This is a genomic window from Rhodococcus sp. ARP2, assembly GCF_001029585.1.
Classification (GTDB): domain Bacteria; phylum Actinomycetota; class Actinomycetes; order Mycobacteriales; family Mycobacteriaceae; genus Rhodococcus_F; species Rhodococcus_F erythropolis.
In genome coordinates this window covers 27,842-47,197 of record NZ_LEKE01000118.1, presented here as the reverse complement: position 1 = coordinate 47,197, position 19,356 = coordinate 27,842, and the positions used below count along the sequence as shown (strand labels likewise).

The window sequence follows — 19,356 nt, the reverse complement described above, 5'->3', positions numbered from 1 at the left end:
CGGTGGCGTATCTAGAAGGACGGCGGTGAACTCACGATGAGGAATCTCGCAACTGCAGCGGTGCGATTGAACCACCGATGCGGGATGGTCGAGGTGTAGAGGAGGGTATCGCCGACATGAAGAACGTGATGCTCGTCCAGCCCGACCTCGACCTCGACAGATCCTTCGAGAACATGAATGAATTCTTCGCCGGCATGCTCGGTGTGCTCACCTGCCTCGGAGTGAGGTGCTGCCGTGATCTCGTTGGGTTCCATGGTCCGTGAACCGGTCGAGCAGAATCGGATCACCGAATCGTGTGCCAGTTCGAAGGTTCGCCCCTCGCCGGCGCGGACGAGGCTGGACGGAGTTCGCTCGCCCTGTGCCAAGAGTGAGTGCGCCGTGGTGCCGAGCGATTGCGCGAGGCGATGAAGGTTCATGACGCTGGGTACTGCGTGCCCGTTTTCGGTTTGGCTCAGGAATGGCTGCGACAACCCTGACTTCACGGCAACCTCACGCAACGTCAAACCGGCTTCTTTTCTCGCTGTCCGCACGGCTGCCCCGATTGCGGTCGCTATCGCTCTCTGGTCGTCGTCCATGTGCCGAAGATAGCAGTGCTCTGGTGAAAGTTTTGATTACACAGACGAAACAAATTCGACCACGGTAAGAAATTATCGACGTGCTGAATAGTCACGTACACGAAACACTTCCAGCTTCGGACGGAGATCGGCGCATGGCCATCCATCCAGTCGACCAGCGGCTCCCCATTGCCCGCCAGTCTGCTTTTGCTCTTCAGCACGTCCTCATCATGTACACCGGTTGCATCACGGTTCCGCTGGTTTTCGGTGCCGCAGTCGGGCTGGACCGCAGCACGGTCGCGATGCTGATCAGTGCGGACTTGCTCGTTGCAGGCATCATCACGATCATTCAGAGCCTGGGCGTCGGCAAGGTTGCCGGTGTCCGCCTGCCGATCGTCTGCGGTGCGACGTTCGCCGGGCTGACGCCGATGATTCTGATCGCCAAGGAGTACGGCCTGCAGGCCGTGTACGGGTCCATGCTGGTCGGTGGCGTGGTCGGCATAGCGTTGGCCGTTCCGTTCGCCAAAATCGTCCGATACTTCCCACCCCTGGTCACCGGCGTCGTCCTCACAGTCATCGGCATCTCGTTGATCGGTGTCGCGGGAGGACTGATCGTCGGAAACGACCCGACCTCCCCGTCGTTCGCCGATCCGAAGAACCTGGCGCTGGCTGCCGCAGTCGTTGTGGTCGCGGTGGCGTTCATCTGCCTCGGTCGCGGGATGTGGACGCAACTCGGTGTACTGATGGCACTGGTGATCGGTACCGTGATCGCCATCCCGATGGGTCTGATCGATCTGAGTGGCGTCGGCGGCTCGGCCTGGGTGGGCTTCCCGATGCCGTTCCACTTCGGCGCTCCGGAGTTTCCCGTCACCGCCGTGGTGGCGATGAGTATCGTCATGGCAGTCGTCTTCGCAGAATCGACGGCGAGCATGCTGGCGGTCAGCGAGATCACCGGAAAGCCTTTGAAAAAAGCAGATCTCGCACGCGGGCTGGTGGCCGACGGCATGTCGGGAGTTCTGGGCGGAATCTTCAATGCCTTTGTCGACACCGTTTTCTCGCAGAATGTCGGCGCCGTTGCCACGACCCGGGTGTACAGCCGGTACGTGACCGCTACCAGCGGTGCCATTCTGATCGTTCTCGGCCTCATCCCGCGAATGGGTGAAGTGGTTGCAGCCCTGCCTGACCCGGTGGTCGGCGGCGTCGGAATCATCTTGTTCTCCACTGTCGCCGTGGTCGGAATCAACACACTGCGCAAGGTCGATCTCAGTGACCCGATCAACACCACGATCGCCGCCGTATCGGTGGGGATCGGTATTCTGCCGGAATTTGCGGAGGGGATGTTCGAGCGATTCCCCTCCTCGGCTCAGATCCTCCTCGGTAGCGGCATCACCTTGGCTGCGGCCTCTGCCTTTTCACTCAATCTGCTGTTCAATCACACCCGACTCGGTGAACTCGCGAGGCGATCGCGAGAGAGCCTCCACCCCACTGCACAAACTGAACCCGCTACCAGCTCTGCAGGAGACGCCAGTGCCATCGTCCCAGTATGATCCCTTCGAAGTTCCCGTCATCGACATCTCGCCCTACGTGCTCGGTGGTGCCGACCAGGACAAGGCGCGAGTAGCCGCCGAAGTCGACCATGCCTGTCGGACTGTCGGTTTCATCCAGATTCGGGGCCACGGTGTTCCGACCGATGTTTCTTCCGGCCTCGCCGAAGCCATGGACGACTTCTTCGGACTGCCGATGGAGACGAAGTCGGGCTACCGAATCGAGGGCGCGAATCGTGGATACAGCCCGCCGAAGAGCGAGTCGCTGAGCTTGAGCCTCGGCGTCGAATCCGCGACTCGGATGAATGACTTCTTCGAGGCCTTCAACGTCGGAACCGAAGCCAGATCATTCACCGAACTCGAACTGTCGGAGGATGATTACGGAATCAATCTGTGGCCCGCAGTGCCAGGTTTCACGGAACGAGTGGAGAATTACTACGCCCATGGCGAGCGGGTGGCACGCACACTGACCACCATTTTCGAAGATGCGCTCGGTCTGACCCCGGGATTCTTCGAGTCGATCACCGATCATTCCATCGACGTACTGCGGATGAACAACTACGCATTACCCGAAGGGACGGTGACATTGGACGGTGAGTTGAAGGGTATGGGCGAACATACCGATTTCGGGCTGGTCACCGTGCTGTGGGCGGATCAGGTCGAAGGTTTGCAAGTACTCGGGAGTGACCGACGCTGGCACGATGTCTGGCCGGTCGACGGCGCGCTACTGGTCAATCTCGGGGATCTCACCGCGCGACTGACCAACGACAGGTGGATGTCCACGCTGCACCGAGTTGCGCCTCCGGTGGTGAACGGCACCATCAAGCGTCGGCGATCGGCGGCCTTCTTCCACGACGGAAACGTCGACGCGGTGATTGCGACTCTGCCGAGTTTTCAGGACGACTCCGGCTTGGAGTACGAATCCATTACCGTTCGCGATCACATCAAGGCCAAATTGGCCGGGTCGAGGCAGGGAAAGTCCAACGCCGCCGCAGGTCGTGAGGCGGCTCGGGTACTTTCGGCTGCAGAGCTCGAGATCAAGCAGTGAGTGCACGGAACATCGTCCTCATCCACGGAGCGTGGGCCGGCGGTTGGGTCTGGGATCGTGTGTGTGGCCCACTGAAATCGGCCGGCTTCAATCCCGTTGTGGTGGAGCTTCCAGGCTCGGGAAGTTGGAACCCCGACGACGTGATCGATCTCGACGCAGTTGCCGAACATGTTGTGGCAGTAGTCGAGTCCCTGGACGGGCAGTGCACCCTCGTCGGTCACTCCGGCGGAGGCATCGTGGCCTCACAGGTGGCTGAGTTACTGCCGTCGCGGGTAGCGGGTCTTGTGTACGTCGCGGGGATGATGCTTCCATCGCAGATGGACTTCGGGATGCTCTGCATCGAAGTCGGTCTGGCAAGTCCGGTCGGGATCTCACGTTGGTTGGTCCCCGTGGACGACGGGAATGCGACGGTGGTTCCGACCGAAGCCGGTGCCGCTGTGTTCTTCCACGAAGCGCCGGTGGCTGATGCGATCTTCGCCGCGCGCATGCTCGTTCCACAACTGGAGTCGGCCCGCCTGATGGCACCCGTCTGGACGGAAGAACGATTCGGAACCGTCCCGCGTTTGTATGTCGAATGCACGCTCGATCGAACCGTGCCGATCGAAGCTCAGCGTGCCATGCAGAAACTTGTTCCCGGTGCCCAGGTGGTCAGCCTGGACACCGACCACGCCCCGCAATTGTCGGCGCTCCCGGAGTTGATCGAAGCGATCGCCGATTTTGCCCAGAACGCATTCAGCCGAACTCGACGCCTTGAGCCAGCGGCAACTGGTCCGAGTAGTTGACGGTATTGGTGGCTCGGCGCATGTAGGCCTTCCATGAATCCGAACCCGATTCGCGTCCGCCGCCAGTCTCCTTCTCGCCGCCGAATGCGCCGCCGATCTCCGCACCGGACGTTCCGATGTTCACGTTCGCGATGCCGCAATCGGAGCCGTCGGCGGCGAGGAAGCGCTCTGCTTCTCGCTGATCGAGTGTGAAGATCGAGGATGAAAGTCCTTGAGGTACACCGTTGTGCAGCGCAATAGCGTCGTCGAAGTCGGTGTAGGTCAAGACATAGAGGATGGGTGCAAATGTTTCCGCCCGTACCACCTCGGTCTGTGCGGGCATGCGAACGAGAGCAGGTGTCACGTAGAACCCGGATTCGCCGACGCGATCACCGCCACACACCACGGTTCCGCCGTCGCCGCGCGCGGCCGAGAGGGACTTCTGCATTGCCTCGTACGCGGCTTCGTTGATCAGCGGTCCGACCAGAACACCGGAATCGAAGGGACTACCGACCTGGAGTTGCGCGTACGCGGACGCAATGCGGTCGACGACGTTGTCGGCGATCGACTCGTGAACGATGAGTCGGCGCAGTGAGGTGCAGCGCTGCCCGGCAGTTCCCGCGGCGGAGAAGACAATTCCGCGCACGGCAAGCTCGAGATCCGCCGACGGCGTGACGACTGCGGCGTTGTTCCCACCCAACTCCAGAAGACTTCGTCCGAAGCGCGCGGCGACCCGCGGAGCCACGGCGCGGCCCATCCGCACGGAACCCGTGGCGCTGACCAAGGCCACGAGTGGGTTGTCCACCAGCGCCTCACCGACGTCACGTCCGCCGACGACCAACTGGTGCACGTCGATCGGTGCTTCACAATCCGCGAGCGCACGTCGCAGGAGCGCATGACATGCCAGAGCGGTCAACGGAGTGGTTTCCGAAGGCTTCCAGACGACGGAGTCGCCGCAGACCAGAGCAATGGCGGTATTCCACGACCACACCGCTACCGGAAAGTTGAACGCAGAGATGACCCCGACAACGCCGAGCGGGTGCCACGTTTCCGACAACCGGTGGCCGGGACGTTCGGACGGCATGGTGCGCCCGTAGAGCTGCCTGGAGAGACCGACCGCGAACTCGCAGATGTCGATCATCTCCTGTACCTCGCCGAGAGCTTCCGAGGTGACCTTGCCTGCCTCCAGCGTCACGATCTCCGCGAGATCCTCCTTGTGCTCGGTAAGTAGGCTGCCCAGCCGCCGCACCACCGCGCCGCGCGCCGGAGCGGGGACGGTGCGCCAGGTGAGGAACGCTCGATGAGCCGCCTCGACGGCGTCGTCGACCTCTCGGCCGGAGTGCTGCCGGACCGTACGCAGCTGTGTGCCGGTGATCGGCGTGTGTGCGCTCAGATCACCGGCGGGCCACTCGACACCGCAGGCAGCGAGGGCTCTCTCGGCGCGATCGGCGAGGCTCGAAGGATCAGGCAGGTTCACGGGGAGTCCTCTGTGTTTGAAGGCGGAAGTGTTTGAAGGCGGAAGTGTTTGTAGGCGGGAGTGGTTGTTGGCGGGAGAAAGCAGGGCACGTGATGCCTCTTGTTGTGCGCGGTACAGCTCGAACGGATCTTCGATGGTGCGGTCGATGGCGCCCTCCAATCGATCCTGCCCGTATTCGGCGCCGGGCGCATCGGAAACGAATCCGGTCACGGAATCGAGATTGGACGCGAAGATCCCGGCCGCGGATGCCGGTAGGAAGTCCTCGTAGACGATCGGGTCGCGGACGACAACAGTTCCTTCGTTTCGGTACGTGAAGTACGCCAACCCCGCGTCGTCGAGTCCGTCCTCGCTGTGCGGAAATTCGCTGTCCCAGTCGGCGTCCGCGGGCCTTGCGATCAGTCGGTCGTAGATCGCACGCCCGCTGGGGGTCAACGCGATTCCGCGTGCCTCCACCTCGCCGAATCTGACGCGGACAGGTTCTGTGGTGACCGATCCGTCCGGCCGCCGAAAACGTCTGTCTTCGGCCAGTGCGCGAAACGACGTCTGCCGCAGAAGCAGTGGCGGTCCATTCCATCTCGGTGGGCCTTGGATGCGGTCGATCATGATGATGCCGCGCTCGGTCATTCGGCGGTACAACTCGTCGATGTCGAGCACTCGCGGGGTGAGGTGGTTGACATGTGTCGAGCCCTGGCAGGCGATGTCTGCGGCGACAGGTGAGATCGCGGCAAGTTCGCGATACCAACCGGCGTCGATGGGATCGGTGCCGAGCCGAAACGCCGAGGTCGCCGCTTCGACGAATTGTGTCGCCTCGGGCTCCGGTAGGCCGCACTCGCGGTTCGCTTGCCGTGCCCACTGCAGAAGTTCTGGAGAGAACAGGGTGCGGCGACGCAGGAACCCGGTGATCCGACGCTCGAGGTCGGTGTCGAAGAACCTGGAATCGGAGCCGGTCAGTACCGAAGTGAAAACACGAAACGGGTTCCGGGCGAGTTCGGCAGGTTCGGTGGGGCGAAACGCCGTCGAGACAACGGGAATGGGGGAGTCGGTGAGCCGGAGGTCGTAGTAGCCGACCGGAAACATACCGAATCCGCCGAAGACGGTGGCTACGTCACGTAGTTCGTCGAGAGTCCCCAGTCTGATGGCGCCGTGACGCTCGGCGCTGACTCTCGCCAGGCTGCCCAGGCGCTCCGCCGAATCCGGATGCTCGGCGGCAAAATCACGGTTCACCTGCATCGTTACATCTACCAAGGTGTTGTAAGCGGGGACCTCGTCCCCATACATCTTGGCGAGGGCCGCTGCGAACCGTGCACGTAGCTCCCAGGTTTCAACCATACGAATGTCCGATTGCGTTAGCCTGCGCAGGTGCGAGAAACAGAAACCAGTGACGCTGCCGGGGTTCCGGTCGACGAAACCGATCGACTTTTGATGCGTGAATTGGTCTTGGACGGCCGTGCCACTCTCGCGAGTCTTGCTGAGAAGGCCGGACTCTCGATCTCTGCAGTCCAGTCGAGAGTGCGTCGATTGGAGTCTCGCAAGGTGATCCGTGGCTACTCGGCGAAGATCGATCCGGAGGCACTCGGTCATAATCTGTCCGCATTTGTCGCCATCACTCCTCTCGATCCTTCGCAGCCCGACGATGCGCCTGCTCGCTTGCGTCATCTACCGGCCGTCGTCTCGTGTCACTCCGTGGCCGGGAGCGAAAGCTACGTCCTCCTGGTCCGGGTGGCGTCACCTCGGGCGTTGGAACGATTGCTGCAGGAGATCCGTACGGCAGCCAACGTCAACACGCGAAGCACCATCATCCTACAAACTTTTTACGACGAATGACGGGTGTTCCGTAACTTTTACGGCTTCCTATCGACACTTTCGTAAAATTGACATAATCTTCGCAGTATGAGTACTGCGATGCGAGACTTCGGTGACAGTGCGCTCTTTCCGGTCTACGAGGTGCTGAAGGCCAGCATTCTCGTCGACGGATTCGATCTGATTCTCGATGTGCAAAGGTCGCAGGGTTCGTATCTCCGCGACCTGCGAGACGGCACCGAGTTTCTGGACATGTTCGGTTTCTTCGGCTCTTCCGCCCTGGGGATGAATCACCCCGCGATCGCCGACGACGAGGAATTCCAGCAGGAATTGGCCGTTGTCGCCTCCAACAAGCCGAGTAATTCCGACATCTACACCGAGCCTATGGCGCGCTTCGTTGCGGCTTTCGCTCGGGTCCTGGGGGATTCGGCGCTCCCACACTTGTTCTTCGTGGACGGTGGGGCACTTGCGGTGGAAAATGCGCTCAAGGTTGCCTTCGACTGGAAGAGTCGGTTGAACGAAAGCCGTGGATTGTCAAGCGATCTGGGGACGAAGGTCCTGCATTTGACCGAGGCCTTCCACGGTCGTAGCGGATACACGATGTCGCTCACCAATACCGAACCGGGCAAGGTCGCGAGATTCCCCAAGTTCGACTGGCCCCGGATCGACTCGCCGTATCTCGCAGACGGTCGCGATGTCGAAGCTGCGGAGAGGCAAGCTCTCGAGCAAGCGCACCGAGCGTTTTCCGACAACCCCGACGATATAGCCTGTTTCATCGCCGAGCCGATCCAAGGCGAAGGCGGTGACCATCACCTCAGGCCGGAATTCCTGCAGGCGATGCAAGAGCTGTGTCGTGAGAATGACGCCCTCTTCATTCTCGACGAGGTGCAAACGGGATGCGGAATCACCGGAACCGCTTGGGCCTATCAGCAATTGGGATTGCATCCGGATGTGGTTGCCTTCGGTAAGAAAACGCAGGTGTGCGGCATCATGGCAGGCGGTCGAGTGGATGAAGTGCGCGACAATGTGTTTCACGTCAGTTCCCGGATCAATTCGACGTGGGGTGGCAACCTCACCGACATGGTGCGCGCCCGGCGGATACTCGAAGTCATCGAGCAGGACCGACTGATCGACCGCGCGCGATTCACGGGTGCGCATCTCCTTGCCCGGTTGACCGAAGTCTGCGGGCGCTACGCGGCGGCGACCGAGCCGCGCGGTCGTGGTCTGATGTGCGCGATTACGTTGGCGGACAGTGACCTTCGTGATCGCGTCGTCCAGCGACTGCGAGAAGACGAGCATGTGATGATACTGCCAACCGGGAAGAGAGGAATCAGATTCCGTCCCGCGCTGACGGTGACCACCGGTGAGTTGGACGACGCGGTCGACGCAGTCGAGCGAGTGCTCGAGCGCGAAGTCTAGGCTCTGGCCTGGAGTTCGCTCCACACTCGATCCGGTGTCATCGGTGTGGAGTGCATACGCACTCCACACGCGTTGGCTATCGCGTTTGCCAACGCCGGTGCTACGGGATTGAAGGGGGCCTCACTCATCGATTTTGCGCCGAAAGGCCCGAGTTTGTCGTACGTGTCGGCAAACAGTACTTCGGTGATCGGCAAATCTCCGATCTGTGGAACGTGGTAATTGCGTAGCTGAGGATTGATCACTCGGCCTTCTTCGATGACGATTTCCTCCGACAGTGCAGCGCCGAGGGCCTGTCCGACACCGCCTTCCACCTGCCCTCGCAGTTGTGCCGGGTTCATGACGGTGCCGGCATCGGCGGCCTGAACCGACTGCAGGATCTTCACCCGGCCGGTATCCGTGTCGACGGCAACGCGAAAACCGTGAACGTTGAACGAGACCGAGCGCGGTGTTCCGTCGTGGCGACCGTCAGCGGCGAGCGGGCCACCTTCGAGTAGCGTCGCGAAATCGAGGCAACCGTGGGACGTTTCGACCCCGTCCGGCGAAAGATCGTCGATCTGCGCGCCGCGGCCACTCAATCGCACCGCACGGGTCAGTATTCGCTCGCGAAGGCGCTCGCAGGCGATCAGGAGCGCCTTGCCGGCGACCACCGTTCCCGTCGACCCGAATGCTCCGGTGTCGTATCCGCCGGCATCGGTGTCGGATTGAACAATCGTGATGCGATCGACTGTCGTCCGCAATTCGGTGGCCGCGATCTGTTGGTGAATCGTGGTGGTTCCGTTGCCGAACTCAGCGGTGCCGATGTTCACAACGTACCGACCGTCGGCCTCGAGTGCGACGGTGGTGTCGGAGAAGTGACCACGCGGCGGGATCGTCGCGATCATGGCAATTGCCATGCCCCGACCGATCTGCCAACGCGACCCTGCCGGTGCAGCCTCGCCGCGTCCGCTCGACAGTGCACTGTCGACGAGGTCGATGCACTGGTCCAGTCCGTAGCTGCCGAATTCGAGATCACCGTCCTCGACGTGCCAGTCGACAAAATCGTCTCCGGGTACGACGACGTTTCGCCGCCGAAACTCGAAGGGGTCCATGCCGAGACGATCAGCGAGCTGATCCATGGCCGACTCGACGGCGAAGATGATCTGGCCGAGCCCGTAACCACGGAAGGCGCCGGACGGAACGTTGTTCGTGTAGACCGCTTCGGCGTCGACGCGTTTGGTTGCAGCGCGATAGACCGCCATGGATTCGGCGCAACCGTGGAACATGACTCCGATCGAATGGTTCCCGTACGCCCCGGCGTCGGAAAGGACGTCGATGGCCAGTGCAGTGAGAGTTCCGTCGGCATCGGCGCCGGCGCGAACCGAAACTCGCATCGGGTGCCGTGACGGTGCGATGGTGAACTGATCGCTGCGGCTGAACTCGTAAGCAACGGGCTTACCCGTTCGCAGGACGGCGAGTGCGACGAGATCTTCGGTGAGTAGTTCCTGCTTCCCGCCGAAGCCTCCACCTACCCGCTTGGCGAACACCCGGATTCGGCTGCGATCGAGATCGAAGATGTGCGCCAATTCGTCCCGAACCAGAAACGGCACCTGTGTGCTGCTTCTGATGACGAGACGGCCGTCCTCGTCGAGCCACCCCGCTGCGCCGTGAGTTTCCAAGGCCACGTGCTGGACTCGCGCAGTTTTCCACGTACCTTCGACGACTGCGGTGGCATCCGCGAGCGCACGGTCCAGATCGCCGACACCATCGTGAAGCGCGGCAACCACGTTGCGAGGGACTTCTGCGATCCGCGAGCTCTCGTCTTTGTCGCCGTGCAGGAGCGGAGCGCCGGGGGAACGCGCCAGATCTGGTTCGAATACCGCGTCGAGTACCTCGTAGTCGACTTCGATCAGCGAGAGTGCACGTTCCGCCTGCGTCGGGGTTTCGGCGATGACCGCGGCGACGCGCTGGCCGCGGAAACGGACGGTCCTGTCGAACACCCGCGTGTCGTCCGGATCGTCGTTGCGGTCCTCGTGCCGGGCGGTCGAGAACAGCACGTCCGGACTGTCCTGAAAGGTGAGGACCGCGGCGACGCCCGGCGCCGCTTCCGCCGCTGCCGTGTCTATCCGGGTTATGTGTGCGTGTGCGTGCGGACTGCCGAGTACTGCGACGTGAAGCAGACCGATCGGCTTCTCACCCGGGGAGAAGTCCATGGTGTACTGCTCGGTCCCCGTGACGATGCGTACGGACGCCGGGGCTGCGATGGAACGCCCTTGTGCCCCGCCTATTTTGGCGGTCTCGGTATTGGATGTACCCGCGAGGGCGTCACGAATGGACCGATAACCGGTGCAACGGCACAGGTTACCTTTCATCGAGCACGCGAGATCGGATTTTTGTTCGACCGACAGCGCTGATGCGGTGACTACCATTCCCGCTGTACAGAAACCACATTGGAATCCACCGGCGTCCACGAATGCCTGTTGAATGGGGTGAAGTTTCTCCGGTGTTCCGAGGCCGGCGGCGGTGACGACGTCGCGGCCGCCGAGGCGGTGGGCGGGAAATATGCACGAATGGGTGGGGTGTCCGTCGACCAGAACCGAGCAGGCGCCGCAGTCTCCGGCATCGCACCCCTTCTTGACGGAGTTCGCTCCGTGCTCGCGGAGGAAGGTTCGCAGGCACTGTCCAGGGCGGGGCTGGTCGTCGCGGGGAACTCCGTCCACCGAGTACTTCATTCCAGTTCACCTCGGATTTCTTCGGCGAGAAGGTCAGTCATCGCCTTCCGCCACGGCGCAGTTCCATGGACATCGGTGAAGTAGGCGTCTTCCGGAATCCTGCTGTGCAACGCATCCGCAAGTGCAGCGGCGTCGGGGAGTTCGTCGAATTTCAGAGCGTACGGACGGCGGGTCGCGGCGGTGATCGCCAGTGTGAAACCGTCGGCACCGCAGCGTCCGGCAACGGCTACGGCCGATCGCCCGAGTGACGTCTGTGCCAGCTTTCGCATCGCGGTACGTGCGGTCAGTGCATGCACGGGAATCCGGATACTGCGGATGATCTCGCCGGGGCCGAGCACGTTGCGAGAATCGTCGATGACGAAATCGACTACGGGGACTGAGTATTCGGTACCGTCCGGACGCCAGATCGTCAGTTCGGCATCGAGAGCGGTGCACAGAGTCGTCATCGCTCCGGCCGGGAAGGAGAGCGCGATGTTGCCGCCGACGGTCGCGTATCGCAACACCTTCCACGATGCGAGCAGTGCGTCGGCGCAGTGTTGGAACAGCGCTGCGGCGGACCATGAGGTGGGAAGATCGGCGCGGCACAGTTCCTCGATGGTGCAGGTGGCCGCGATTTCGAGACCGAGATCGCCGACCGCGACAGCTTTCCAGTCGAAGCCCGCAAGGTCGACAAGAGTGGTCAGGTGCGGCTGCGGTTCCGAGTACAGCCAGGTGCCGCCGCCGATGAACCCGATACCGGGTGAGGCACAGGGGAGCTCGGCGCGGGTCCGCGGCACCAGAACTTCGTCGACGCTGTGCAGATCCATCGCTGACTCAAGCCTTTCCGAGTAGGTCGCGGTGTGCGCGTGCGACATCCGAGGCCACGACGTCCTCGTCGACGGTGGTGACTCGTCCGTCGGCAACTACGATTCGCCCGTTGACGAGTAGTAACTTCAGCGGGGGCGTCGAGCCGAGTACGAGCGCCGCCACCGGATCGGTGATGCCGGCATGCGCGACGGTGTCGAGTTTCCACACCGCCAGGTCGGCAAGTTTTCCGACCTCGATCGATCCGATTTCGCCCTCGCGGCCCAGAACTCGTGCGCCGCCGATCGTTCCCAATTCCAAGGCTTTTCGCACCGTCATCGTCTGCGGTCCGCCCTTGGCGCGAGCAAACAGAAGCGCATGACGAGACTCCTCGATCAGACTGCATGCTTCGTTGCTCGCCGCGCCGTCCACACCGAGCCCCACGGTGACCCCGCCCTTCACCAGATCGGCGGCACGGGCGATACCGGCCCCCAGTCGCGCATTGGAGGTCGGACAGTGTGCCGCGGCAGTTCCGGTTCGCGCCATCGTCTCGATACCGGCGTCGTCGAGATGGACTGCGTGTGCGTACCAGACGTCCGCACCCACCCAGCCGACGCGTTCCATGTATTCGACCGGCGTGCAACCGAAAAGCTCTCGGCAGAAGCTTTCCTCGTCCAGGGTCTCGGCGAGATGCGTGTGCATTCGCACGCCGTTTTCGCGGGCCAGCGTCGCGGACTCTCGGAGCAGTGACTCCGTCACCGAGAAGGGTGAGCAGGGAGCTACCGCGATCTGCAGCATCGACCCCGCATTCGGATCGTGCCAGCGGTCGATCACCGACTGCGTGCCGGTCAGGATGTCGTCGATTCTTTCCACGACGTGATCCGGTGGCAGTCCGCCGGAACTCTGACCGAGGTCCATCGACCCACGACACGGGTGGAATCGAAGGCCAACCTGCGCAGCGGCGGTGATCTCGGCTTCGAAAACGTCGCCGGCGTCACGGGGAACGACGTAGTGGTGGTCGGTGGTGGTCGTACATCCGGTTTTTGCCAACCAGGTGAGTCCGCCGGTGGCCGCCACGTGGACGGCGTCGGCGTCGATACCCGCCCAGACGGGGTACAGCGTGGTCAGCCACTCGAAGAGCGTCGAGTCTGCTGCCAGGCCACGGGTGATCCATTGGTAGAGATGATGATGTGTGTTCACCAGACCGGGCGTGATCAGGCAACCGTTGCCGTCGATCACGTGCGCATTGGGGTACACGGGAGCCTTTCCGGCCCCCACGTCGACAATCTTGTTGCCCGAGATCACGACGTAGCCGTCGGGGTGCTCGGAACGCTCGCTGTCCATCGTGACCACATGGGCATTGGCGACGACGAGAGTGGTCCCGAGGGCCGGGTCGGTCACGACAACCAGCCTGAATAGGGTGTCCACGACGGCCCCGCGTCTGGTGCGTCGGATCGGCTGACCGCAGCTTGGATCAACCCGTACGGACGATCGGCGGCGTGGAACACCTCGTTGTCGTTCTCGACTCCGAAGCGGCCGAGTGCATATTCGAAATGATGCTTGTTGGGTGCCGACAGTCGAACCTCGGCAATGATCGGAAACTCTTCGAGAATTGTCTTGCCGATGTGGAAGAGCGTCTGCTGCAAGGCAAGTGAATGCACCTGCGCGAACTGTTTGACGATTTGTGCCTTGATACCCACGTAGACCGATTCCCAGTCGACGTCGGTGGTGACGAATCGCCACTGGGCGACCAACGTCGTCGCCATGACGCGGTCGTCTGTCGGCTCGAGGATCGTGTACGGATCTTCGAGGAAACCCGAGAACTCACTACCGGTCGATTTGAGGATCACCAGGTCCTTCAAACCGCCGATCACCCACGTCCCGGCATCGGCTGTCCCAGTATCGGAGATTGTGATCGACGCCGTCCGAACTTCCTGACCCTTCCGAATCCAGGTGTAGTCGTGCTCGCTGCCGTCGACAATCGCACGCTCCCAAGCGTATTCCTCGATCTCGATCCGCGCGCCACTGACCGGTTCGATGTCGTCGACGAAATGACGGGCGAGTTCGAGTCCGTACGTCTCGATCGAGATCAGACCCTTTTCCTTGGCGTAGGAATAGGCCGTTTGTTTCTGCGTGTCGGTCGGCAGAACCTTCGACTGATCGCCGGTGAGGTACGCGTCGGCGAAATCTCCACGCAGGCAGGTGGAGACGTTGATGTCGTGGATCTCGTGACGAGGAGTGTCGCGGTAGATTCGGACTACCCTGTTCTCAGCTTTGCCGTACTGGTGACCGGTAAGTTCGATGGATCCGCTCAACCGGTCGGTGCTTGTAACACCGGTCGTGATGTTGCCGGTTGTGATGTTTTCGGTAGTCACGTGTTCAGCTCCCGCGATAGGTGGAATAAGCAAAGGGCGACAGCAACAGTGGGACGTGATAGCCCCGCGCCGTGTCGTCCACCCGGAAGGTCACTGTCACTTCCGGGTAGAAGTTCTCTTGTCCGTTGGTCTCGAAATACGTTCCCGTGTCGAAAGTCAGGGTGTAGTGACCGGTGACCAGACCACCGGGAGCAAGTTCGGGGATGCGGCCGTCGGAGTCGGTCACGGCGCTGGTGATCGTGACGCCGTCTCGATCACGAAGTTCGACGCGAATCCCCGCAGCGGGAATGCCCGTCGTCGCGTCGAGAACGTGCGTGCTCAGGGTCTTGCTCATGCTGCGCCTCCGGCGAGTGAATCGATCAGACGGGCAAGTCTGATTCGATTGATGGCGGCCAATTCGGTTCGAAGCACGGAACGCTCGGTCGCCGGGTCGTTTCGGAGACGGCCTCGAAGGATGTCGAGGAGCTCCGTTCCAGATTTCCCCGACGCGCAGACCAGGTAAACATGGCCGAATGTCTCTTCGTACTCGGCGTTCTTCTGTCGAAGTTCCGCGAGGACGTCTTCTGTCGCGGACGAGACTTCCGACTGTTCACGGGTCGAGGCCGCGCTTTCGCTTCGCTCACCGATTCGTGGGTGGCCGGACAGAGCGTCGTCGATTTCGGACTCGGGAAGCTCGGCCAGCACGGCATCTGCTTTGTCGAAGAGAGCTTCCAGATCGGTGAACGGGCGAGACGAGGCGATTTCCTGTGCCCACACGGCGGAATGGCAACACTCGAGCAGCGCCGCGACTGCCTGGTGGTCACCGAGCGCATCGAAGGCTCCGAGACCACTGGAATTCGTTGTAGGCATGTCCACAGGATTACTTGAGCATGTTACGGATCTGTAGCGCAGCAATTACGGGAGATGATGTGTCTCGATCTTATTTCTCCGGCCGCCCTATTCCGGTGACAGATACATTCTTAGGTATGACCGATACTCCGAAGCTGTCTTCCGTCGTACCGTCCCTGGCGAACCTCCGAGACATCGGTGGCCCCGAATCGAGCTTCGGTGGCACCGTCCGCACCGGGAGTGTGTTTCGTTCCACCGATCTGGCATCGCTCAGTGCGGAGGGCGCACAGACCCTCGCCGATCTGGGCATCGTCACGATCTACGATCTGCGCACCGAGTCCGAACGCGAGACGGCGCCGGATCTGACGCCGGACGGAATCCGAGAACTCGGCCTGGACGTATTGGCGGACAAGCAGTATCGCGCCATTCCGGCTCAGATGCAGCAGATGATCGCCGACCCGGCGTTTGCTGCCGAAGCGTTGGGTAGCGGCCAGGCGCTCGAGTACTTTCAGGGAAGTTACCGCGATTTCGTGACCTTGCCGAGTGCGGTCGCGTCGTACCGGCAACTGTTCGTCGACTTGGCGCAGCCGCCCAGCTCGCCGGCACTCATTCACTGCACCACGGGCAAGGACCGCACGGGCTGGGCCGCAGCCGCGCTACTGCTGTTCCTGGGTGCCTCCGAGGACGCGGTCTTCGCGGACTACCTCGAAACCAACAAGGTTCTGTTGCCGATGTTCGCGCCGCTCCTCGAGCGATTCGAGGCCAAGGGTATCGATCCGACCCTGCTCGAAGGTGTCCTCGGTGTCAGGCGCGAGTACCTGCAGGCGTCGATGGCAGAGCTTGCGCAGGTCCACGGATCGATCGAGGCCTACTTCACCGACGGCCTGAAGATCGACGCGTCGACCCAGGAACAATTGCGGAGCAACCTGCTCAGCTGATCAGGACCTGCTCGGCTCGTCGTCGCGGGCCGTTCGACGCCGCATCACGAGGCTGACGATACCGATCCCGATGGCGATGCCGAGCAGGTCGGCGGTGCCGTCCCAGATCGAACCGGAACGCGAAATGGGCAGCGCTGCTTGAAGAACCTCGGACGTCGCAGCAAAAATCACGAGCCAGACCGCGGTGATCCACGCCGGGATCCGGGCGTGCAACGAGGTGATCGCCAGCACCGCGAACATCAACGTGTGAGTGATCTTGTCGGTGTTCTCCGGGCTCGACGGGACGGTGGAGCCCGGGGAGAAGAGCATGATCAGGGCAATGACCACGGCGATCGCCAGCGGCCAGTATCGGTTGTTCTTCAATTCGTCTGCCCCTCGACGACGACGAGTCCGAGTGCACCTTCGGCGAATCTGGTGACGGCGTCGGCGGCTGTCGTGAGCGCCTCGGTGTGCCCGTCGCGGGCCCAGCCGGTCAGCAGGGCGGTGGAGTCGAGAGGCGTCAGAACGACCTCGGCGAGAAGCTCACCGGTGTTGGGCTGGCACACGGCCCAGGAGTAGACGCTGTTTTCGTGCCACTGTGCGCTCCGCTGACTCACGTAATCGGGGTCGGTGATACCGCCGTCGGCAAGGGCAGGGCGGTCGTCCACACGCTCGTCTGCGCGCAGTGCTCGCAGATACCATCCGCCTGCGTTGATCTCGATCGGCTCCATCAGTCGGAGCCCCGCTCGCGGCGACGCTTGGCTTTGCGTTCCCTGTCGGTACCGAACAGCAGTGCACCGGCGAGGGGAATCGCGAGGAACCACAACCAGGTACCGGTGACGAAGAACAGGATCACCGCGAGAATCGGGATGACGGCCATGACGCGACCGGACCAGTCGGGGTTGAATCGTCGCTCCGCCGGTGCGGCGGGAGGTGTCACCATCGACAGGGGAGCGGTGCCTGGAGCTTGATAGTTGCCCGGTAGATCGGCGAACACCGGAACGAGTTCACTGCGAGTTGTTGCGGCACTGACGATTCCGCTTCTCTCGTCGAACTCCGTGACGGTGAGGCGGCCTGCGGCGAAGTGCTCGCTCAGGAGATCGAGTGCCTGCTCGCGTTCTGCAGTGCCGATGCGAATGTCGGGGACGTCAGCCATCGTTACAGCCTACTCAAACGACTGTGCGCCTTTCCGGTAGTGGGGACTACCGGAAAGGCGCACGGGGCCGGAGGCCTTACTTCAGTTCTGCGAGAACCGTTCCCTGCGTGATTGCTGCACCCGGCTCGACGGACAGTCCGGTGACGACACCGGCCTTGTGCGCGTTGACGGGGTTTTCCATCTTCATGGCTTCGAGAACCGCGATCAGGTCGCCTTCTGCGACTTCCTGGCCTTCGGTCACTGCGACCTTGACGACGGTGCCCTGCATCGGAGCGGTGACGGCGTCACCGGATGCTGCGCCGCCGCCGGCGCCGCCGCGCTTGCGTGCCTTCGGCTTCTTGCGGATGGCACCGGATGCTGCGCCGCCGCCGTTGCCGAGCGAGAACTGGCCCGGGAGGGAAACCTCGACGCGACGTCCACCGACCTCGACGACGACGTTCTGACGCGGCAGAGCCTCGTCCTCGTCGTCGACCGGTGCACCGGAACCGGCGTACGGCTCGATGGTGTTTTCCCAGTCGGTTTCGATCCACTTGGTGTAGATGTCGAACTTCTCGCCGTCACCGACGAATGCCGGGTTCTCGACGATGTGGCGGTGGAACGGGAGGACGGTCGCGAGGCCGTCGATTTCGAACTCGGCCAGAGCGCGCGATGCCCGCTGGAGGGCTTCTTCGCGGGTGGCGCCGGTGACGATGAGCTTGGCGAGCATGGAGTCGAACTGTCCGCCGATGACGTCGCCGGCGACGACACCGGAATCGACGCGGACGCCGGGGCCCGTGGGCTCACGGTAGACGGAGACCGGGCCGGGGGCGGGCATGAAGCCGCGGCCGGCGTCTTCACCGTTGATGCGGAACTCGAAGGAGTGTCCACGCGGGGTGGGATCTTCCTTGATGGAGAGCTCTTCACCGTTGGCGATGAGGAACTGCTGACGCACCAGGTCGATGCCCGCGGTCTCTTCCGTGACGGGGTGCTCGACCTGCAGGCGGGTGTTGACCTCGAGGAAGGAGATGGTGTCGCCCTGAACCAGGTACTCGACCGTTCCGGCGCCGTAGTAGCCGGCTTCCTTGCAGATGGCCTTGGCGGACGCGTGGATGCGTGCGCGCTGGTCGTCCGTCAGGAACGGAGCCGGAGCCTCTTCGACGAGCTTCTGGAAGCGACGCTGCAGTGAGCAGTCGCGGGTACCGGCGACGACGACGTTGCCGTGCTGGTCGGCGATGACCTGAGCCTCGACGTGGCGGGCCTTGTCCAGGTACTGCTCGACGAAGCACTCGCCGCGACCGAAGGCTGCGATGGCCTCACGGGTGGCCGACTCGAACAGCTCGGGGATTTCCTCGATGGTCTGGGCGACCTTCATGCCGCGTCCACCGCCGCCGAAGGCAGCCTTGATCGCAACCGGTACGCCGTATTCCTTGGCGAATGCGACGACCTCGTCTGCGCCCTTGACGGGGTCCTTGGTGCCGGCAGCCATCGGGGCCTTCGCGCGTTCTGCGATGTGGCGTGCCGTGACCTTGTCGCCGAGGTCGCGGATGGACTGCGGTGACGGACCGATCCAGATGAGGTTCGCGTCGATGACGGCCTGGGCGAAGTCGGCGTTCTCGGAGAGGAAGCCGTAGCCGGGGTGGATGGCGTCGGCGCCGGACTTCTTGGCGGCATCGAGGATCTTGTCGAACACGAGGTAGGACTCGGCGGACGTCTGTCCGCCGAGGGCAAATGCCTCGTCTGCGAGCTTCACGAACTGCGCTTCTGCGTCGGGCTCGGCGTAAACGGCAACGCTGCCGTAGCCGGCATCCTTGGCCGCCCGGATGACCCGTACCGCGATTTCACCGCGGTTCGCGACAAGCACCTTCGTAATGTGCGCGCTGGCATGACTGGGCACTGAGCCTCCTGTGGTTCGCATAGTCTGTCTCCGCGGTGTATTCCTCTGGGATTTCACCATCGGGGGATTGGCATCACTTCGGAGTGTATGCATCGCTTCGGCGCTGGCTGTAA

18 protein-coding genes are annotated in these 19,356 nt (G+C 62.5%); 6 read left to right on the top strand and 12 right to left on the bottom strand.

Annotation, left to right across the window (positions count from 1 at the left end; genetic code table 11):
• Positions 1-11: 11 nt before the first annotated feature.
• Complete coding sequence (locus tag ABX74_RS28585; protein ID WP_003940980.1) at positions 12-575, bottom strand: helix-turn-helix domain-containing protein; 564 nt, start codon at positions 573-575, stop codon at positions 12-14.
• Between the two features lie 134 nt (positions 576-709).
• Between ABX74_RS28585 and ABX74_RS28580 the strand changes: the two genes are divergently transcribed.
• From ABX74_RS28580 to ABX74_RS28570, 3 genes are read left to right on the top strand one after another with little or no spacing between them, the layout of a single operon-like run.
• Positions 710-2,101, top strand: coding sequence for a uracil-xanthine permease family protein (locus ABX74_RS28580; protein WP_019747727.1), 1,392 nt, complete (start codon positions 710-712; stop codon positions 2,099-2,101).
• Positions 2,082-3,146, top strand: coding sequence for an isopenicillin N synthase family dioxygenase (locus ABX74_RS28575; RefSeq protein ID WP_047890261.1), 1,065 nt, complete (start codon positions 2,082-2,084; stop codon positions 3,144-3,146). Before ABX74_RS28580 ends, ABX74_RS28575 begins: the two co-directional genes overlap by 20 nt.
• Positions 3,143-3,928: an alpha/beta fold hydrolase gene (locus tag ABX74_RS28570; protein WP_047890260.1), complete on the top strand. Its 786-nt coding sequence runs from the start codon at positions 3,143-3,145 to the stop codon at positions 3,926-3,928. The genes ABX74_RS28575 and ABX74_RS28570 overlap by 4 nt, the downstream gene beginning before the upstream one ends.
• Here the strand turns inward: ABX74_RS28570 and ABX74_RS30990 are convergent.
• A complete protein-coding gene (locus tag ABX74_RS30990; protein ID WP_411269034.1) occupies positions 3,879-6,713 on the bottom strand; it encodes an aldehyde dehydrogenase family protein in 2,835 nt (944 codons plus the stop codon). The genes ABX74_RS28570 and ABX74_RS30990 overlap by 50 nt on opposite strands.
• A 30-nt stretch (positions 6,714-6,743) precedes the next feature.
• Here ABX74_RS30990 and ABX74_RS28555 point away from each other — a divergent pair, with 30 nt between their 5' ends.
• A complete protein-coding gene (locus tag ABX74_RS28555) occupies positions 6,744-7,208 on the top strand; it encodes an Lrp/AsnC family transcriptional regulator (protein WP_019747732.1) in 465 nt (154 codons plus the stop codon).
• Positions 7,209-7,274: 66 nt separating this feature from the next.
• The gene (gene lat, locus ABX74_RS28550; protein ID WP_047890259.1) at positions 7,275-8,603 is read left to right on the top strand and encodes an L-lysine 6-transaminase; all 1,329 of its coding nucleotides are present in this window, start codon (positions 7,275-7,277) and stop codon (positions 8,601-8,603) included.
• On the opposite strand, the gene ABX74_RS28545 is transcribed toward lat, so the two are convergent.
• The 6 genes from ABX74_RS28545 to uraD all read right to left on the bottom strand — a co-directional run bounded on the left by ABX74_RS28545 (position 8,600) and on the right by uraD (position 15,318).
• On the bottom strand, positions 8,600-11,311 hold the full coding sequence (locus ABX74_RS28545; protein ID WP_047890258.1) for a molybdopterin-dependent oxidoreductase: 2,712 nt from the start codon (positions 11,309-11,311) through the stop codon (positions 8,600-8,602). The two genes, lat and ABX74_RS28545, sit on opposite strands and share 4 nt — an antisense overlap.
• Entirely contained in the window at positions 11,308-12,117 is an 810-nt protein-coding gene (locus tag ABX74_RS28540; RefSeq protein ID WP_029537912.1) for an FAD binding domain-containing protein, read from the bottom strand. Before ABX74_RS28540 ends, ABX74_RS28545 begins: the two co-directional genes overlap by 4 nt.
• A gap of 7 nt (positions 12,118-12,124) precedes the next feature.
• Complete coding sequence (locus ABX74_RS28535) at positions 12,125-13,438, bottom strand: 8-oxoguanine deaminase (protein WP_262982288.1); 1,314 nt, start codon at positions 13,436-13,438, stop codon at positions 12,125-12,127.
• A 53-nt stretch (positions 13,439-13,491) separates the two neighbouring features.
• Positions 13,492-14,409, bottom strand: coding sequence for a factor-independent urate hydroxylase (gene pucL, locus ABX74_RS28530; protein WP_189637361.1), 918 nt, complete (start codon positions 14,407-14,409; stop codon positions 13,492-13,494).
• Between the two features lie 64 nt (positions 14,410-14,473).
• Positions 14,474-14,803, bottom strand: coding sequence for a hydroxyisourate hydrolase (uraH, locus tag ABX74_RS28525; RefSeq protein WP_047890257.1), 330 nt, complete (start codon positions 14,801-14,803; stop codon positions 14,474-14,476).
• Positions 14,800-15,318, bottom strand: coding sequence for a 2-oxo-4-hydroxy-4-carboxy-5-ureidoimidazoline decarboxylase (gene uraD, locus ABX74_RS28520; RefSeq protein WP_020969193.1), 519 nt, complete (start codon positions 15,316-15,318; stop codon positions 14,800-14,802). The genes uraH and uraD overlap by 4 nt, the downstream gene beginning before the upstream one ends.
• A 116-nt stretch (positions 15,319-15,434) precedes the next feature.
• Here uraD and ABX74_RS28515 point away from each other — a divergent pair, with 116 nt between their 5' ends.
• Positions 15,435-16,235: a tyrosine-protein phosphatase gene (locus tag ABX74_RS28515; protein ID WP_047890256.1), complete on the top strand. Its 801-nt coding sequence runs from the start codon at positions 15,435-15,437 to the stop codon at positions 16,233-16,235.
• On the opposite strand, the gene ABX74_RS28510 is transcribed toward ABX74_RS28515, so the two are convergent.
• The 4 genes from ABX74_RS28510 to ABX74_RS28495 form a co-directional block, all read right to left on the bottom strand.
• Entirely contained in the window at positions 16,236-16,598 is a 363-nt protein-coding gene (locus ABX74_RS28510) for a VanZ family protein (RefSeq protein ID WP_019747741.1), read from the bottom strand. It abuts the gene before it with no gap.
• On the bottom strand, positions 16,595-16,945 hold the full coding sequence (locus tag ABX74_RS28505; RefSeq protein ID WP_003940792.1) for a hypothetical protein: 351 nt from the start codon (positions 16,943-16,945) through the stop codon (positions 16,595-16,597). The genes ABX74_RS28510 and ABX74_RS28505 overlap by 4 nt, the downstream gene beginning before the upstream one ends.
• A complete protein-coding gene (locus tag ABX74_RS28500; protein ID WP_029255031.1) occupies positions 16,945-17,370 on the bottom strand; it encodes a DUF1707 domain-containing protein in 426 nt (141 codons plus the stop codon). Before ABX74_RS28500 ends, ABX74_RS28505 begins: the two co-directional genes overlap by 1 nt.
• Before the next feature lie 76 nt (positions 17,371-17,446).
• Positions 17,447-19,243: an acetyl/propionyl/methylcrotonyl-CoA carboxylase subunit alpha gene (locus ABX74_RS28495; RefSeq protein ID WP_019747743.1), complete on the bottom strand. Its 1,797-nt coding sequence runs from the start codon at positions 19,241-19,243 to the stop codon at positions 17,447-17,449.
• Between the last annotated feature and the right edge of the window lie 113 nt (positions 19,244-19,356).

Coding starts and splice junctions, on each gene's coding strand:
- uraD (WP_020969193.1), bottom strand. CDS start 15,318: ATGCCTACAACGAATTCCAGTGGTCTCGGAGCCTTCGATGCGCTCGGT.
- ABX74_RS28580 (WP_019747727.1), top strand. CDS start 710: ATGGCCATCCATCCAGTCGACCAGCGGCTCCCCATTGCCCGCCAGTCT.
- ABX74_RS28545 (WP_047890258.1), bottom strand. CDS start 11,311: ATGAAGTACTCGGTGGACGGAGTTCCCCGCGACGACCAGCCCCGCCCT.
- ABX74_RS28540 (WP_029537912.1), bottom strand. CDS start 12,117: ATGGATCTGCACAGCGTCGACGAAGTTCTGGTGCCGCGGACCCGCGCC.
- ABX74_RS28505 (WP_003940792.1), bottom strand. CDS start 16,945: ATGGAGCCGATCGAGATCAACGCAGGCGGATGGTATCTGCGAGCACTG.
- uraH (WP_047890257.1), bottom strand. CDS start 14,803: ATGAGCAAGACCCTGAGCACGCACGTTCTCGACGCGACGACGGGCATT.
- ABX74_RS28515 (WP_047890256.1), top strand. CDS start 15,435: ATGACCGATACTCCGAAGCTGTCTTCCGTCGTACCGTCCCTGGCGAAC.
- ABX74_RS30990 (WP_411269034.1), bottom strand. CDS start 6,713: ATGGTTGAAACCTGGGAGCTACGTGCACGGTTCGCAGCGGCCCTCGCC.
- lat (WP_047890259.1), top strand. CDS start 7,275: ATGAGTACTGCGATGCGAGACTTCGGTGACAGTGCGCTCTTTCCGGTC.
- ABX74_RS28585 (WP_003940980.1), bottom strand. CDS start 575: ATGGACGACGACCAGAGAGCGATAGCGACCGCAATCGGGGCAGCCGTG.
- ABX74_RS28500 (WP_029255031.1), bottom strand. CDS start 17,370: ATGGCTGACGTCCCCGACATTCGCATCGGCACTGCAGAACGCGAGCAG.
- ABX74_RS28535 (WP_262982288.1), bottom strand. CDS start 13,438: ATGGACAGCGAGCGTTCCGAGCACCCCGACGGCTACGTCGTGATCTCG.